Origin of the sequence: Pelatocladus sp. BLCC-F211 (genome assembly GCF_041928655.1) — a bacterium.
In the GTDB taxonomy this organism is placed as follows: domain Bacteria; phylum Cyanobacteriota; class Cyanobacteriia; order Cyanobacteriales; family Nostocaceae; genus Pelatocladus.
Genome location: NZ_JBHFLM010000216.1, coordinates 1 through 15,549 on the forward strand (window position 1 = coordinate 1; position 15,549 = coordinate 15,549).

Sequence of the window (15,549 nt, forward strand, 5' to 3'; positions counted from 1 at the left end):
CCTTGATGATTGTCTACTAGATATTAGTTCTGGAGCTGAACAAGAGGAGGAAGATCCACAAGATTGATTCCCCTTGTTATTCGCGATTATTTATCGCGAATAATGTTTCTTTCTGTATTTTTACAAAATTGGGATGCTCCCAGCCAAACTCGTTTTTAATCTTCTGTTTGGTTGCTTCCCTTCTTAAGTTTAAGAAGCTTTGGTAGCGATTTTCTAAATCTTCTCGTTGTTTTGCTATATACGCAGATGCCCCACCAAATAAGGTTCCTAATCCTAACTGCCACAGTTTTAACTCAACTGCTTGGTTGGGGACAACTACTGCTGTTAGAGGTAGGGTGATTGCAGTTAGACTTATACCTAGTTGCATTAATCTTTTCTGCCATACCTCTTGCTGTAGTTCAGATATTTCTGAGTCGAACAGTTTGATCCCCAGCATTAGTTATTCCCTAAATAAAATCCAACTGTAATTGCTAAGATAGTTAGGATAAAGTGTGGTAAGTTCCAAAGAACAGCCCACAATAAAGCTTTCTTATCTCTTTCCAGTCTTTCTTGTTCGATTCTGACAAAGTTTATTCCGGTGTCTGCTATTAGCCAAGCTGTCCAACCTACAAGAATTAGATATATCCCAACACGGGTAATGGGAAATACTGTAGCGATGCAACTTAGAAAACTTAAGCCACAATAGACTGTATATTTAATTGAAACTCTGTAAATCATTAATCATTATTTATCCTAATATAATAGAAAGAGACTTAGCTATTACTAAGCAAGTCTCTTATATTGGTTGTTGGATTTAGAATTTGAGCAGTTTGTCTGCCTGGTTGCAGTAAGTTGCAAACCCTTGATGCTGGTTTTGAGTAATCCCCATATCTAGAAGTTTGGTGCTTAGTGATTCTAAATTTCGTTGGGTTGTTCGTTCCCACTGGAGTTCTAATCCAGCAGATTGATTGGCGTGGCTTAAGACGGTTCCATAAACATTAAGTGCTTGTCGCCCTACATTTATTTTCTCTTTAGACCAGCGTTTTACCATTTCGTTTAACCCTTTAAGTTCTCCTCCTTTTTTGGCAGCAACTAGTATTTTTTCTTCTGTAACTTCTGTAGGGTTAAGTTCCAATGCTTCTACAAAATCTTTTCTTAACCCGGCGGCACCTTTAATTACAGTGGGGTCGTATCCACTTTTGAGAGTACTATTTTGGTCTGTAACTCCTGAAGTGTTATTTAGTCCAAGTGGGTTATCGTTGAACATTTTCTGTTGCCTCTCTAAACCAATTTGTTAACTTGGAAACCACAATATAGCTACCAAAACTAACTAGAGATAATAGGCAAGCAAAAAATACTATGATTACAGAATCTATCTGGTTTTTTAAATCCAGCCCTTTGGTTTCAGTTTCAGAATATTTCTGGCGATAGTATTCTGCTTGTTGCAGGCATTGTTCTAGTAGTTTTTGGGATTCAGAATTCAATTCCCCCTCAAAGTTCAGTTCCCCTGATTTGGATAACCTCACTTTCACTTGGGGGAATTCTTTGAACTGGTTTTTCTCCGTCTCTTGTTGCATGAGTTGAGAATATGACAGTGAAGAATATTAGTGGAAATGCGATAAGTCCATAAATCAAACCATTCACTATTTGCTGCTTATCTAGATTGGATAACCAACCGATTAGTTTGTTACCTTGCTGCCAAGAACTCTTGGATGGTACGGATACTCTTTCTGGAATTTTCTCGAAAGTTGTCTGTAACTGACTCCAGAGTCTGTCTAAATGTAAATAAATTGGTTTCAAACTTCTCTTTAGCATCCACAATTTCCTGTAGAGATTCGCATACGTCGCTGGCAATTTCCTGATACGCACTTTCATACTTATGCACCCTCTCTTCTGTTTTCTTCTTAATCCACTCCTTCACCAGGGGTAACACTAAGGCGAAAAATTCTTCCTCTGCTGTAGTGGTGGTTTCAAAGGCTTTGACTATTTCAAATACTTCTTCCTCTGTGGCTGTAAAACCTAATTTAGAGAAAGCTTTTTGAACAATTTCTCCTTTCTGTGATTGGGTAATTGTGGTAGTTTTTTGGGATTCATCAAGTAGTGCGAGATAGTCTTCTTTTGCGACTGATGGGTTAGCTGGTGCTGTGGCTTTAGGAGTAGAATTGTTAACAAACCTGATGCTTTCAGATTCAGCTTGTGGTTCAACTGACGCAGGCTGAATTTGATTTTGTTTGTCGCCCATAGTTTGTATTTGTGTTTCACGGTTAGGCACAACAGTTTCTTCTATATTTAGAGGAACTATTTCATTGCTAGTCCCTTGCATTTTGATTACTTCCTGCACAATTTCCCTTTTGTGCTGAAGTATGTTTTCACCGTCAGGACATACTTTCAAAATTGCTGCTCTAATTTGTTCGGTGCTAGGTTTATAGTCACCTTGTTGTTTGACAGATTTACGAATGTTTTCTATGTGGTTACGTGAAATCATTACGTTTACTCCTACTTAGATAATGGCAATTTTTGTGATAGTTTCTTTTGAAAGTACAGACAAGCAGCAGCAAATACTGGTACTAATTCCTCCGCCTTATAGTCCCTGTTTTTATCAAAATATTTCCCTTCTTTCTGGGGAACTGATTGAAACCATCTGATAATAGTTGTACGGTGTGCCTTATTACTGCTAAGTTTTTGAAGTTCTCTGTAGACTACATCACCTTTAACTACTACTCTTTTGGCGGCTATTTGAAGTGCTTGCTGGTGGCAATAAATAAGTTGTTTTAAAGACAGCCTTGTGTATTGTGTTCTCCTTTTTAAATCAGCAATTAATTGAAGATTCTCTCTATTAATTTCCAGAGCGGATTCGCGTAAGGCACGCTTAATTCTGTACCAAGCTCTATCACTAATTTCGGATTCGTAGTGAATTTCAAAGTAGGTTTTTGCTTGTTTATTGTTCATTTTTGTGGATAGAAACTGACGCTCAACTGTACTGCCGTTACTACGCACACTTTGGCATTGCACTGCAAGCCAAGCAACGGAAAACTAATATTTTTGGCTCGGACAGAAATTTGGCAACCGTGCAACGGTGCAATTAGATGACAGTTAGGGAAGCAGAAATCGGGTATTAACTGCCTTCAGAAATAAGCACCGTAAAGACTGCAACTGATTCCACATAAGGATTTTGGAATTTATGCCACGCTTTGGGTAGTGATGCACTGTCCCACTACGACCCCTACAAAATGGGCATCCTAACCGCTTGCTTAATAAGAATTTTGGGGTTTGGTGTTCCCGCTTTTTGAGGATTTTGTTCATAGGCTTTTAGGCAATACGAATCTATGCCCAAACTTGGCTGAAACTCAGTCAGTGTAAAGATTTTGGGCTGTCTTAATTTATTGATGCTATACTAGCACGTATACAGCACATTAAGGCATATAAAAGTGCTAGAAATTATTTTGATAGACACATAACAGCATGGATAGAGATAATTCAGGTGAAAGCACTATGTTTAATGAAATGACTAAAAGATTAGCTGTGTATTTACCGGATGGGGTATATGACTTTCTAGAGAAATGGGCTACTGATGAAAGAAGGTCGGTTAGTAACTTGGCTGCGGTTTTGTTGGAATTAGCTGTTAGAGACAGAGAGGGATGGACGCGATCAGAGTCCAAAACTTCTTCACTTACGGAAAAGGGTAAAGAGGAGACATAGGCTTTTAGGCAATATGAATCTATGCCCAAACTTAGCTGAAACTCAGTCAGTGTAAAGATTTTGGGCGTTTTATATTTATGCTGATAGGATAACAGTAAAGTACAATAATGAAAAGTACATTACCTGACTTTTTGTTGAGGTAAGTTTAAGAAATGATAATGAAGGGGGTGATTTTATATAGTTCAAGTCTATTAATGCCAACAGATAAAGCACTAGTGAGCGTATATGTCCCTCAAGACATCAAAGAGAAGCTTGAGGTATGGGCTAAAGAAGAAGACAGGTCTGTCAGTTATATCGTCGGCAGACTGATTATAGAAGCGATTGAAGTTAGAGAATCAAAGAAAAAGAAACCCTCTTCTGCCAAAGACAAAGGGGATGAGGTAGCTACATGACGGCAGAACAAAAAATAGAAGGTATTAAAAAAATACCTTCTAGCAACACAACGACAATTACCGTCAAGCCTGGTTATCAACCGCAGGCTCCTGACACCAGCATCGACGCAGATATCTACCTGTTTGCCCGATTGCGCCAATTATCGCTCAAACAAAGGGTAGAAATGTTCGCTGCCCACGAACGGGGTGTAAAGAAACTCTGCCTTGCGGGGGTAAAAATGCGGCATCGGGATGCACCGATGGCTCTAATCCGCTCTTTATTTGCCCGTGCGTTGCTGGGGGAGAAATATCATCCCAGTTTCCAACCAACAGGAGGTGATGAAACAATTTGGATTCAAGATTCTATCGCCTTAGCTGGCGAACTTCATCAAATACTGGAGTCGGTTAATATCCCCTATTACGTTAGTGGTGGCGTTGCCAGTTCGATTCATGGCGAACCGCGTTCAACCCGTGATTTAGATTTAGTCATTTCTGTCCAAGCGGATCAAATCGATTTGTTGGTGACAACACTGGAAGCAGCAGGTTACTACTGTCCCGCCGGAGCGGTGGAGAATTTAAAACTGGGGCGAGAAAGAATGCTCAATATCACGCACACGGAAGCGATCGCCAACGCTGACCTATATGTGACGGATAATACACCATTTGCAGCATCGCAAATAGCGCGCCGGCAGTTACTTGATGTTGAGGGGATGCCTGCCTTTTGGGTAATCTCACCTGAAGACTTGGTGCTGCAAAAGTTGTTGTGGGGAAGGGGAAGCCAATCGGAAAAACAGTGGCGTGACGTTTTGGGGATACTGAAACTACAAGCTGAAAATCTCGACTATGGCTACCTTACCGAGTGGGCGGAGCGGTTGGGATTAGTTGATGCATTGATAATGGCGTTAACTGAGGCGGGGGTTTTGTAGTGGCGAGAAAAATGTAATTATTCTAAGCTCTTGTGCGCTATTTGCCTCTATCCGATCTATGATATTGGCATTACTTTTTGCTTACCCAGAACAAAATTGGCTGCGGGGTAAATTGCAGCTCCGTTGTAAAATTAGCTCTTGGTAATGATTACTTACTTCAATTGCATTTATGGGAGGTTAGACCAGTAAGAAGCCCTAAAAAGGCAAAAAACGCCTAAATAAAGCGTTCTTTGTCCTAGGATAAATTGAAGGTTTTACGGAGGGGTTGAGTCTTTACAAACGTAACCAGTGCAGTTAGCTTGCAGGCGGCTCACTGTTTAAGTTTTAGCAAGACACAGTTCCGTGAAAAGGTTAGGAGTTTTTCCTAAACGGGATCTCGAAGGATCTCCGCTTTGTGCTACACACATCTTATAACAAGTTGTGTGCAGACGTGCAGCTTTTTTTTGTCAAAATTGACATAATTTTCAAAAATCACACAATTCAAGTTTTTTTGAAGATTAGCTAAACTAGCTGCCCAAAAGCGCGGAAAACTCCTCCAAACGTGTCAAAAACCAATAATTGGAGGAAATATGTGCGTAATTAAGACTTCACTACTTTTTATATGCCAGGGGAGTGTAAGAACTCCCAAAAAAAAAGTTTGGTAGCTTGCTAGGTACTTGGTCGAAGAGAAAAGACTAAAAAGCCTAGAACAACGCTGCCTGAGAAAGCAGTTTCCTAGAATGTCAGCCTTTCTGCTTAACCGTGAGACGATTACCAGTCGTCTCAGCACGCTGGGTAGCCAAGCTATCCAAAACAAACATTTAAACATTTAAAATCAATTTTGTTTTCATTCTAGGTGATTAAGTCTCTCTTTAACCAAAACAACTAGCGGCTACTTGATGTCCACTTTTTGTATCAAGGTAGCCTCATGTTTGTTCCAGATAATCAAGAAGAATTTCCTCAAATCCCCTATTTATCAAGCTTAGAGCAACCACAGCGTTCCCAAACCAAAATCAAGCCCCACCAGCCAAAAGACCCAGTGGGGCAACGCTATGTAAAATATTTCTGGCATCCTTGGAGTGCCATAGTCGCCCCAGTACCCGCCTTCGTCTCCAAACCAGCGTGGCGTACCATCGACTATTACCTCCAGCCATCCCAGTTATGGAAATTGCATCAAAACAGCCAGCAGCTAGTTGGCGTTCGTTTTGGTTCCAATACCCGTTACGCCATAATCGACCTCGATGCAGGCGGCGACTACCATAACCTAGAATCTATCAACCGCATCAAGTCCGCCCTCGAAGACATCGGCATAGTCGATATCATCCCTATCCAGTCCAGCTTTAGCGGTGGCTACCACCTGATAATAACCTTTACCACCCTCCAGCCCACCTTCAACCTAGCCTGCGCCCTAGAATACACCCTAAGAGACGCAGGATTTATCCCCCGCAAAGGGCATTTAGAAATCTTCCCCAATGCCAAACCTTGGGGTGAAAACTGCATAATCAACTACAATGCCATCCGTTGCCCCATGCAACCAGGAAGCGGTGCGTTATTGTTAGATGATGACCTGCAACCAATCAGCGACTCAGTTTGTGTCTTTCTGGATTATTGCGCTCGCGCCGCAGTACGTCAAGATTTAACCCGACTCAAACGCGCCATCAAAAAAGCTAGAAAGCGCCACAACCGCGAAAGATATCGCAAGCAAATGTCCTCCGACGTTGAAGCATGGCGTGCCGACTGGGAAGAAATCATCGCCACAGGATGGACAGGGCCAGGACAGACTAATAATTTATTACAAATCTTCGTAGGCTACGGCATCGTATTTCTTGACTTAAAGGGTGAAAACTTAGTTAACTATGCCCTCAAGACCGCTACAAACGCCCCTGGCTATATCCAATATTGTCGCCACCAGCATGAAATCGAAGCCAGAGTGCGGCATTGGATAGAATGTACAATTCGACATCAGTGGTATACCCCCTATGCCAGCTATCCAGAACGCCTGTTGGGGACCTTTGCCAACACCTTTGCCGAAGCGATCTCAGGTATAAGGGGCATAATCAAACCCAAAGACAACATCATCCCCTTTGATCGTCGCCAAGCTTTAAACCAGCAACGCAGCCTAGAAGCCCAAAGAAGGATTCGGTGGGCAGTAAATGCCTTGGAATGGGGTACAGGCTTACCAGAGGGCATAACCGACCGTACAAAAGCCATAAGCAACGAATATAAGCAACGTTTTCACAAAACCCTCTCTCAAGAGACACTGCGGAAACATCTACATCTGTGGCATCCCAAATGGTACATAACTGACCCTTGGGCAGAAAATAGCTCAAACCCTTGCCAGATAAGCAAAGACGGTCATTTTGACAAACCGCATACCCCTGAAAAAAATCAAACAGCCCAAAACCCTTACCAGACGGAGATCAACGGGCATTTTCCCTATATGAAGGTTTTTTGTTTACCTCCTGCTGCTACAGCCCCCCAAGGGCTGGAGTCAGCAGAGGTAGTTGAACCAGCTGTAATCCAGCCTGCGGAAAATGTTGCATTCATAAATTCTTCTAATACTGCTGAAATTAATTCAAATAAAACCAGCAATCAATTAGAGAATTCGGTTCATACAAATATTTTACAACCAAATGAATTCAGTTCTCATCAGGATTTTATATACTTCTGTAGCTCCGGCACGTTGTCAAAAGTTGATAATCAAAACTTATCTAACAGGGAGGATAACGGGCTGGGTGTAGTTTCGATACCTGCTACGGTTCCACTAGAACAACCACTCCAAAACGCCAACAACGGCTTGCAGGGTGCATCTGTTGGTGAAGAGACTGCTGATGTTTCCTACCGCATTGAGGAACTCAAGCGAGTGACAAAACTACGGCTAATGGCTTTAACCCAAGCTAGGGCTAAGGTGCGCCAATACTGCGTAATCACGGGACATATTCTCAGCGCTCAAGAACGCGCGAGCCTGGAGATGATTGCCAAAATGCAATTTTACCTCGATTCGGGATGCTCTGTGCTGGTAGCAGAAGCCGAAGCGTGGGCAGCCGTGAATCCAGGTTGTCTGCCGTTTAGCTTAGAGTCAGCTTTTACGGAACCTGCCAATGAGTGATAGTTGCGTTCTACGAACTCCCGTTTAACTTGGGTATCTCGGCAGGCCTCCGAAGTTGGGGTCTGCCGAGGTTAAACTAAGCTTTTGAGTTGCTCGGACTACTTCTTTTAATTAATGGCGTATTGTATGCCAAAAAGAATATTGGTTTGTTATTAGAAGAACATCAGTTGTTGGGATTTAAATTGAAGCTTCTTAGGCAAGAACTAGCTGATATTTATTTCCAACTTCACCTTGCCCATAGCAACTCCAGTAATACTGCAAGCAAGGCTAAAGCAGGGTGGGGGAAATTTTCGTACTTTCTCCCCCAGAGAAGCTATACTGAGTCGGTTTAACAGGGCAATGGAAGATTTAGCAGTGATAGCAAATGAGGTAGATTAATGAGCCGAGTAAACCAGTATCGACTTTGGACACCTATTGCCAATGCATTTGAAGCTTATCGTCGCCGATTAATTACAGAACCTAAAGCTTTTTACGAGCATACATGGCGATTAGTTCATATTCATGAGTCTCTTATAGTGACTCTTGGTACAGCATTGGCTACACGGCTTCTATCTATTTGGAAAGAGCAAAATGATGCAAGTCATGAATTGAAGTCTCTGCAAGAACTAGTTACAGGGAGAAAACAAGATGACAATGATAGCTCTAACGAGTCGGCTAATAGAGGTTGCCTTGGAGGAAATATTGGTACATGGATAGATTTACTAAACCGTTTTGGACGTTCTGAAATACAACCTCCATGTCCATTTATTACTGCTGTCAAAACTTACCTAGAAGAAGTACCTGACAATACCTCGAATAATGGTATCAGTCAATCGGGAGAACCACTAGCTTTTCTACCTGCATGGCGGCGTATTGCTCCTGTACCCAATACATTCTTAGACAGAAATGTCTCCCGGATTGGACGTTTTAATGCCATTAATACACTTCGTAATAAGCTGGCGCATGTGCCAATTTCAGGGAGAATTCTTGAAGAATTACACACTGGATTACGCCAAGAAGTAATTTCATTACTCAATGCAAATACAAATTGGCAAAGAAATCATGCAACATCTGATTTAAGATTCACTTCTGGCTGGCATTCTCCTCTTTGTGGTGAGATTGGTAACCAATATGCTTGCGTTACAGGTAGCGATTTTGGACAACCTACGGAATGTAATAATAACAGTGATATTTTTGTGTATTTTAAATGGTGTCAATCAAATAATGCAGAGCCTATTCAATGGTCGGCATCTCCTTTTATACACTTTGATGATGAACTAAAAGTATCTTTACTTTTTAGGCTACAGCGCTTGGATGATGAAAAAGACCTTCCAGGAGAATATTATCGTTTTGCAGCTGAGGTAGAGCCAGTTCAAGTCCGCATGATTTCTCAAGAAACTATTTCTCCTTGGCTTAGAGTAAATACATCTTCAAGTTTTGAAGAATCTGGTTTAGTAGACAGTTATCAGATAAGTGAAAATGCTACTACTGCCGAAAATCAACAACTAGAAGCATTACAATCTGACCCAGAACAATTGCAACCTCTAACACCATATCAATTACGAAGTGAAGCGGAAAAAGCATTTAAACAGTATAACTACCCCTTGGCAGTAAAATATTTTGATAAACTTAGTGAATTTCCACAATCCTACAATGATGTTGCAATGTCTAAACATGGTGCAGCACTGTGGCGTACTGCAACTCGACAACTAGAACTTGGAAATGATAAAGAAAAACAAATTTCAGAAATGAAACGTGCTGTTGATTTACTTGAAAAAGCTGCACAACATCGAGATGTTGCTTACCAAGCAAGGGCAATATACGAAAAATCTAAAGCGCAATGGCATTTATTAGACTTTGTTAATGAACCAGAGTTGCTCCATCAAGCTATTCAAGATGCAAAAAAAGCAGCAGAACTAGGATATGAATCTGCTTACATTAGTTGGTATCAAAAATTGTTGGACACTCCTCGCGTCGTTGAACCTGTTACAAATTAAGTAGAGGTTGAGCCGAGACAGTATTGAAACTCCTGAAGAAGCGGGGAAGGGGTCAAATGAGCATCCGTGCAGAAACTTACGCTAAGACTGTAACCCTTGCTGGATAAGCATTCTGCAATTCGATATTTTTCGCAATTCTCAATGTACCAAATAACCTATAGATTATTTGGTGCAACAATTTAATACGGTACAGCAAGGGTTTGAAGCTCCTAAATTTCAGAGACTTCAATTGGTACAGTTTTATCCGTGGCGATCGCAGTATTAAAAGCGGCTCATCAATTCCTTAGCGTAAGTTTCTGTTCGATTGCTCATTTACCCCCTGGGAAATGTCCAACACCAAGTTCTAGAATAAAAGTGCAGTCAAGCGAGCTTGTAAAATGCCTTCCCCGTTCCCCAGTATGGACCCATATCTTGAAGGCTACCTATGGAGTGACGTACACAACGCCCTTGCCAGCAAAATTCGTGCCTTCCTCGCTCCACAACTGCGACCCAAATATGCCGCACGACTGGAAGTATATGTTGTGGAAGATATTTCCCCTGCAAGTGAAATTGGTATTTTGTACCCAGATGTCGAGGTATTGCAGATAAGACAACGCCGCGACGTAACTCCGACTACCCCCACATCGAATATTGCCACAACCCCTGTACCACTAACGCTTCCAGTTATCCAACCAGTCGAAGTCCGCATCCCCACAGTCGAAATTCGGGATACTGCCAATAACGTACTGGTAAGCTGTATCGAAATCCTTTCCCCCGTAAACAAACGCGAACCAGGTATTACTGACTACCGTAAGAAACGCCAGCGTTTATATAATGCCAACGTCCATCTAATTGAAATAGACTTGCTGCGTCGGGGAAATCGACCATTTAACCACCCCCGCCTTCCAGATGTTCCCTACTTAATAACCTTAACGCGGGCTGGGTCTGGAGTAATTGACGTGTGGCCTGTGACGTTGCAAGATACTCTCCCGACGATACCCGTTCCCCTGCGCGAAGGCGACCCCGATGCAGTACTGGAGTTGCAAGCCGTGCTGAATGCTATCTATGACGAAGCTGGGTATGATTTATCGATAGACTACACCCAACCTCCACCCCCACCAGTATTGAGTGATGCGGATATTGAGTGGATGTACAAACGGCTGGGTAAATCTTCTTTGTAGCAGGTGTGGAGTTGCTTCAATATTTAAGATGCAGTTTGTAATTTAGCATTAATACTTGCTGCTTGCCGTATTGCCTCTAAACGTTTGAGGTAAAATTCATCCATTTTGGCAATAAATTTACCATCAATAATTTCAACACCCAAGGCATCAGAAACTGCTAAAAAATCCAAGAATGTTGCATTTTGATAGTCTTTATCTTCAAATAATTTAATTTGTTCTTCCGTGTGTCCGCATAACGCTGCCAGTTCTTTTGGCGTGATTTTAAAAGCAATTCTGGCTTTAATTAATAAATCGGATATTTTATTCATGCACTCCACTTGTAGAGTGATAGGTTCGTTGGGATTATGGGCAGCTAACATTTCATACTCAACAATTTCATCCACAAGTTTCTGCCGCAACGCATCGTTAGAATCTTGAATTAACTGCCAGCCATCCGGGTCTTTTAATCGCTTTTCTTCATTCGCCCTTAATTTCCGGTTGGCTTCAGCAAACTTTTCTGCCCATTCCTGGGAATATGCCAGTTGTTTATCATCTTTAATCATGGCTCCCACTCCAATAAATTAATAGCTACAATACCCTTACGATTTTGTTTTCTATCGCGCTGAAAAAACTCTATTGATATTGTAGACTCATCCACGGGTTGGTCGGATGGATAAATTTCCCCTTTATACTTAGCTTTCTGTGCTGCACTGTCATAATATTTTAATATTAGTGGTGCATTTTGTCTGAGGTAATCTATATTTACATCGTCTCTGTCCCAGCAACAATCAAAATCTCCTGGGTCTATTTTATTTGTGACAAAACTGCCATTGATGTAAATTGTACGGCATTCTGCTGCTTTTAGTTGTTTCATTAACTCTTCTAAACCTGAAATCATTTTGGCTCTTTTAGGTGTGTACCCAAACCTCTCTTTAAACTCCTGCCACTCGCCAAAATGTACCCCTGGTGGTAGATTACCGTTTTCATAAAACTCAGGAATCATTCTTAATAAATAGCACCAATCTTACTGATTTTAAAATCATACCACTGAAGTAAATAGATAATACACAACTCACAGATTATAGCGGATTTATATTGTGATTTTTGGCTCTATTGGTTAAATTAAAAAATTAGCATTTAGGATTGTTTCAATATATATTCCAGTTCTAGAAAACTCCTATTTGATTTGGGAAAAACCAAGGTGACTGTAAGCTTGCCATACAAAGGTTTCTTTCTCAGAATACTTAGCAAGATTCAAGTGGGATTCCTATATCTCTGGTAAAGAGACTTCCTGATGTTTATTTTTCAATTGTTGAATTACAGGTATTAGTTTTTGTAACTGTGTTATATCTTCATCACCCAGTTGTGGTGGTTCTATGGGTTGCCATTCCTCTGAGTTATAGAAAGTTTTCATCACCTGAATACCATCACTGTTACGTATCAGGGTTAGTTGGTTATTTTCAATTGTCGCCGAGTATCTATTACCTTTAAATGCTGTACTATTAAGTACTAAGAGATATTCCGCAACGATGGGGGCAATTTCTCGCATCCGAGCAATTTGTTCTGCGATATCGGGCTGTTGCTCAGTTGGTTTATCCTGTGATACTACAGTTGGTTTATCCTGTGATAGTGCGGATGGTTCTGCTGCAACGCCAAGAAGAATTTTGTTACCGTCCGTAACAGTTATAAGTGCTGGTAATTCATTAAATTCTTGGTTTTGCATCGTTTCAACTGTTGTAGGGGATGAGGGTGGCGACAATACCACAGTTTGTTTTTTAGCGAACGGTTCATTTGCTATTGTTGGAACTTCTTCCAGTGCTGGCTCCAAGTTTGCTGTTGAATGATATTGTGTACTTAATACTTCGATAGTTGCTGTTTTTTCTAATGCTCCATCGGATGAAGAATCTTGTTTAAAATTCCACTCAATCCAACTTTCCAGATAATTAATCCGCTTATCGTCAATTGTTCGCCCTCGCTTAAAACTCTCAATTAGTGACTCAGTTGGATATCGATATTCTTCTTGATAGCTAACTTTTAAATGTTCCCGGATGCCAACATGAGTATATAATTTCCCCAAATCTCCACCTTTAAACGGCTGTCCATCCAAGCAGTAGCTTATCCCCTTGAGCTTACCAGTACGGGTAAACTTGCAAACAACTTGGATATTTTCTTTTAACAATCGGGCCACAAATACTGGCATTGCAGGATTATCTACTGCGGCTTGTTCAATCTGCTTTTGCAACCGTTCAACTATATTTTGGGTTCCAGATTCTTCAGCTTGTTGTACGTGTTTAGGGTAAGCCTTTTTCTTATCGACTTCCCAACTGGACGGTTGAATAATTAAATCGTAATTTTTTTCTATTTGACGCAAGATTTTTTCTGTACGGTAATAATCTAAATAATCGTCATTGCACTCGCCATCGTAGGATACCCGGTTAATTACCATATGTGCGTGGGGTCGAACTTGCCCGTCATATTCCGCATCATTATGCTGCACCAAAATAAATTGGTTGTTCGACAGTTTCAACCCCTCCCGTAAATCTTCCGCTATTTGGCATAATTCCCAATCATCCAGGCTTCTATCACCGGGGGCCGGACTAAACGATAGGTGCAGTACAGGTTTTTGGACTCTGGGGTTTTTATTGGCAAAGGAGCGAAACTCCCAAGCAAGTTGGGCGGGTGTTTCTCCTGCCATATTAGTATTGATCAGCCGCGCCGAAGTTTTGCCGAGGACGTAGGCCACACAACCGTAAAAGCCATTTCCCTTGGTGATGTTGCCAATCACTTGTTCTCCAGGGGGAAAGCAACTACTTGGTCGGGTTGTTCCGGTTGTTCGGGTTGGTTAGCCACAGGTGCAGATTGTTCTGAGGAGGATGGTAGTTCAGGGTTTTCCGGCATTCCCAGTAATATCTGCTTTATTTCTAGCAGTAATGGTTTGAGGGCTTCAATTTCAGGGCGAGGGTCAACTGCGATTGCCTCTCCCATTTTTACAGCTCGGTTGATGGCATAGGCAATTTGGTTGATGTTATTGCCAATTCGACCCAGTTCTACGTATGTCGCTTCGTTGATGGCGGGTACTGGGGGAGCAATGTAGATGCGATAAGCGGAGCTTAAAGCCTTCGGCTTATCGCGCTCAACACAGTAGCGGATAAATTTGGAGAGATTCTTCCCCATACCAGCAGCTTCGGCTTTGGCTTCCCAATCTTCTTTTTCTGATTCAGTTAGTCTGAGGCTGACTAGTGTTGTGCGTTTTGGTTTGGGTTTTGACTTGCGTCCAGCTTGAAAAACTTTTTTGGCTGTAGTGGTCTTACTATTCATCTATATAAATGAGGTTTTTCAAAGAAGTCTTTGAATCTACGGTAAATTGATAAACTTATCAGCAATTAATAATCATCACCCTTAATATTGATGGCATAAATCCACTGTTTTTTATCGAGTTTTGGGGGTTTCCAAAGGGGGTGAGACCCACTTTGGCGAGCTTGGCGGCGCGAAAAACTAGGATTTATATGAAGAAATGTAATACGCCGCCATTGCTCGCTACCCAAAATGCGACTACGGTATACGAAAAGTATAGCAAACAGGGTAAGTCTTGTACAGTGGGGGTTTGAGCGCGAGGGCTGGAATTAGAGGCAGGTGTTCGCTTCCTCCCATTCTTCCCCTACTTTCCCCCAGTTCTCACCCAGTTCTCACCAAAAATATGGACAATTCTTTTGCTGGAGAAAATAATAATTTTTATTTGTAGACATAATTGTCCACTTTTAAGGGGAATAAATGGTAATTCTCCCCCATTTACTCCCTACTTACTCCCCTTTTTTGTCCCTCCGAGTAAAATAGTAATAATAGTCACTTATTTATACTGAAAAAAGTTTTTAGATGAAATCCACTGATGTTGTAGAACTTCGCATACGTAGAAATCAGAATTCAGATGCTGGCAAGTTAATTAAATTTTTAATGGATTATGAAGCGAACCAAGCGGTTAATCCTGCTGGGGATAATGCGACTAAGCTTGCACTGAAAACGCTGCGGCTGTTTTTTATGCCCTATGTTTTGGAGGCTCTTGGCGATCGCTCTGGGGCAAGGGAATGTGCGATTTGGTGTATCCAACAATTGCAGAATCATATCTGGCGGATGGTACGACATTTTGAGTTGGATAAGTAGGCGATGGTGTTCCGCCCACTGTAGGTGATGCTCTCAAAGGGCGATCGCAGTTGGGGAATCCACTTCTAGAGGTACTGCCCTTCAATAATCTGTGTGATTAGCACAGCGCCGTGGCGGAGTCGGCTTCAGGTGGAAGGTGGAAGCTAAGAGAATCGTAGACGCGATATGTGAAACGGCAAGGGCAGACGACTGCAATCGCCGTATTGGTCAATT

At 41.6% G+C, this 15,549-nt stretch carries 17 protein-coding genes; 7 read left to right on the forward strand and 10 right to left on the reverse strand.

Features of this window, described 5'->3' with window-relative positions:
- Positions 1 to 76: 76 nt before the first annotated feature.
- From ACE1AT_RS25825 to ACE1AT_RS25850, 6 genes are all read right to left on the reverse strand, one after another.
- Entirely contained in the window at positions 77 to 436 is a 360-nt protein-coding gene (locus ACE1AT_RS25825; RefSeq protein ID WP_374873606.1) for a hypothetical protein, read from the reverse strand.
- Positions 436 to 717 (reverse strand): hypothetical protein, encoded by a 282-nt coding sequence (locus tag ACE1AT_RS25830; RefSeq protein WP_374873608.1) that lies wholly within the window; start codon positions 715 to 717, stop codon positions 436 to 438. The genes ACE1AT_RS25825 and ACE1AT_RS25830 overlap by 1 nt, the downstream gene beginning before the upstream one ends.
- 76 nt (positions 718 to 793) lie before the next feature.
- Positions 794 to 1,246, reverse strand: coding sequence for a hypothetical protein (locus ACE1AT_RS25835; protein ID WP_374873610.1), 453 nt, complete (start codon positions 1,244 to 1,246; stop codon positions 794 to 796).
- The gene (locus ACE1AT_RS25840) at positions 1,233 to 1,463 is read right to left on the reverse strand and encodes a hypothetical protein (protein ID WP_374873612.1); all 231 of its coding nucleotides are present in this window, start codon (positions 1,461 to 1,463) and stop codon (positions 1,233 to 1,235) included. Before ACE1AT_RS25840 ends, ACE1AT_RS25835 begins: the two co-directional genes overlap by 14 nt.
- A gap of 203 nt (positions 1,464 to 1,666) precedes the next feature.
- The gene (locus ACE1AT_RS25845) at positions 1,667 to 2,464 is read right to left on the reverse strand and encodes a hypothetical protein (protein WP_374873614.1); all 798 of its coding nucleotides are present in this window, start codon (positions 2,462 to 2,464) and stop codon (positions 1,667 to 1,669) included.
- A gap of 11 nt (positions 2,465 to 2,475) precedes the next feature.
- Complete coding sequence (locus ACE1AT_RS25850; RefSeq protein ID WP_374873616.1) at positions 2,476 to 2,928, reverse strand: hypothetical protein; 453 nt, start codon at positions 2,926 to 2,928, stop codon at positions 2,476 to 2,478.
- Positions 2,929 to 3,471: 543 nt separating this feature from the next.
- Here ACE1AT_RS25850 and ACE1AT_RS25855 point away from each other — a divergent pair.
- From ACE1AT_RS25855 to ACE1AT_RS25880, 6 genes are all read left to right on the forward strand, one after another.
- Entirely contained in the window at positions 3,472 to 3,678 is a 207-nt protein-coding gene (locus ACE1AT_RS25855) for a hypothetical protein (RefSeq protein WP_374873618.1), read from the forward strand.
- Positions 3,679 to 3,872: 194 nt separating this feature from the next.
- Positions 3,873 to 4,070 (forward strand): ribbon-helix-helix protein, CopG family, encoded by a 198-nt coding sequence (locus ACE1AT_RS25860; RefSeq protein ID WP_374873620.1) that lies wholly within the window; start codon positions 3,873 to 3,875, stop codon positions 4,068 to 4,070.
- A complete protein-coding gene (locus ACE1AT_RS25865) occupies positions 4,067 to 4,975 on the forward strand; it encodes a hypothetical protein (RefSeq protein WP_374873622.1) in 909 nt (302 codons plus the stop codon). The genes ACE1AT_RS25860 and ACE1AT_RS25865 overlap by 4 nt, the downstream gene beginning before the upstream one ends.
- A gap of 907 nt (positions 4,976 to 5,882) precedes the next feature.
- Complete coding sequence (locus tag ACE1AT_RS25870; protein WP_374873624.1) at positions 5,883 to 8,063, forward strand: hypothetical protein; 2,181 nt, start codon at positions 5,883 to 5,885, stop codon at positions 8,061 to 8,063.
- A 377-nt stretch (positions 8,064 to 8,440) separates the two neighbouring features.
- A complete protein-coding gene (locus ACE1AT_RS25875) occupies positions 8,441 to 10,039 on the forward strand; it encodes a hypothetical protein (RefSeq protein ID WP_374873626.1) in 1,599 nt (532 codons plus the stop codon).
- A 377-nt stretch (positions 10,040 to 10,416) separates the two neighbouring features.
- A complete protein-coding gene (locus ACE1AT_RS25880) occupies positions 10,417 to 11,199 on the forward strand; it encodes a DUF4058 family protein (RefSeq protein ID WP_374873628.1) in 783 nt (260 codons plus the stop codon).
- A gap of 23 nt (positions 11,200 to 11,222) precedes the next feature.
- Here ACE1AT_RS25880 and ACE1AT_RS25885 read toward each other — a convergent pair whose 3' ends face one another.
- The 4 genes from ACE1AT_RS25885 to mobC all read right to left on the reverse strand — a co-directional run bounded on the left by ACE1AT_RS25885 (position 11,223) and on the right by mobC (position 14,496).
- Positions 11,223 to 11,741 (reverse strand): hypothetical protein, encoded by a 519-nt coding sequence (locus ACE1AT_RS25885; RefSeq protein WP_374873630.1) that lies wholly within the window; start codon positions 11,739 to 11,741, stop codon positions 11,223 to 11,225.
- Positions 11,738 to 12,181 carry a hypothetical protein gene (locus ACE1AT_RS25890; RefSeq protein ID WP_374873632.1) on the reverse strand — a complete coding sequence of 148 codons (444 nt, stop codon included), beginning with the start codon at positions 12,179 to 12,181 and terminating at the stop codon, positions 11,738 to 11,740. The genes ACE1AT_RS25885 and ACE1AT_RS25890 overlap by 4 nt, the downstream gene beginning before the upstream one ends.
- 264 nt (positions 12,182 to 12,445) lie before the next feature.
- Positions 12,446 to 13,963 carry a relaxase/mobilization nuclease domain-containing protein gene (locus ACE1AT_RS25895; protein WP_374873634.1) on the reverse strand — a complete coding sequence of 506 codons (1,518 nt, stop codon included), beginning with the start codon at positions 13,961 to 13,963 and terminating at the stop codon, positions 12,446 to 12,448.
- The gene (gene mobC, locus ACE1AT_RS25900; RefSeq protein WP_374873636.1) at positions 13,960 to 14,496 is read right to left on the reverse strand and encodes a plasmid mobilization relaxosome protein MobC; all 537 of its coding nucleotides are present in this window, start codon (positions 14,494 to 14,496) and stop codon (positions 13,960 to 13,962) included. The genes ACE1AT_RS25895 and mobC overlap by 4 nt, the downstream gene beginning before the upstream one ends.
- A gap of 555 nt (positions 14,497 to 15,051) precedes the next feature.
- Between mobC and ACE1AT_RS25905 the strand changes: the two genes are divergently transcribed.
- On the forward strand, positions 15,052 to 15,336 hold the full coding sequence (locus ACE1AT_RS25905) for a hypothetical protein (protein WP_185566056.1): 285 nt from the start codon (positions 15,052 to 15,054) through the stop codon (positions 15,334 to 15,336).
- The last annotated feature ends 213 nt before the right edge of the window (positions 15,337 to 15,549 follow it).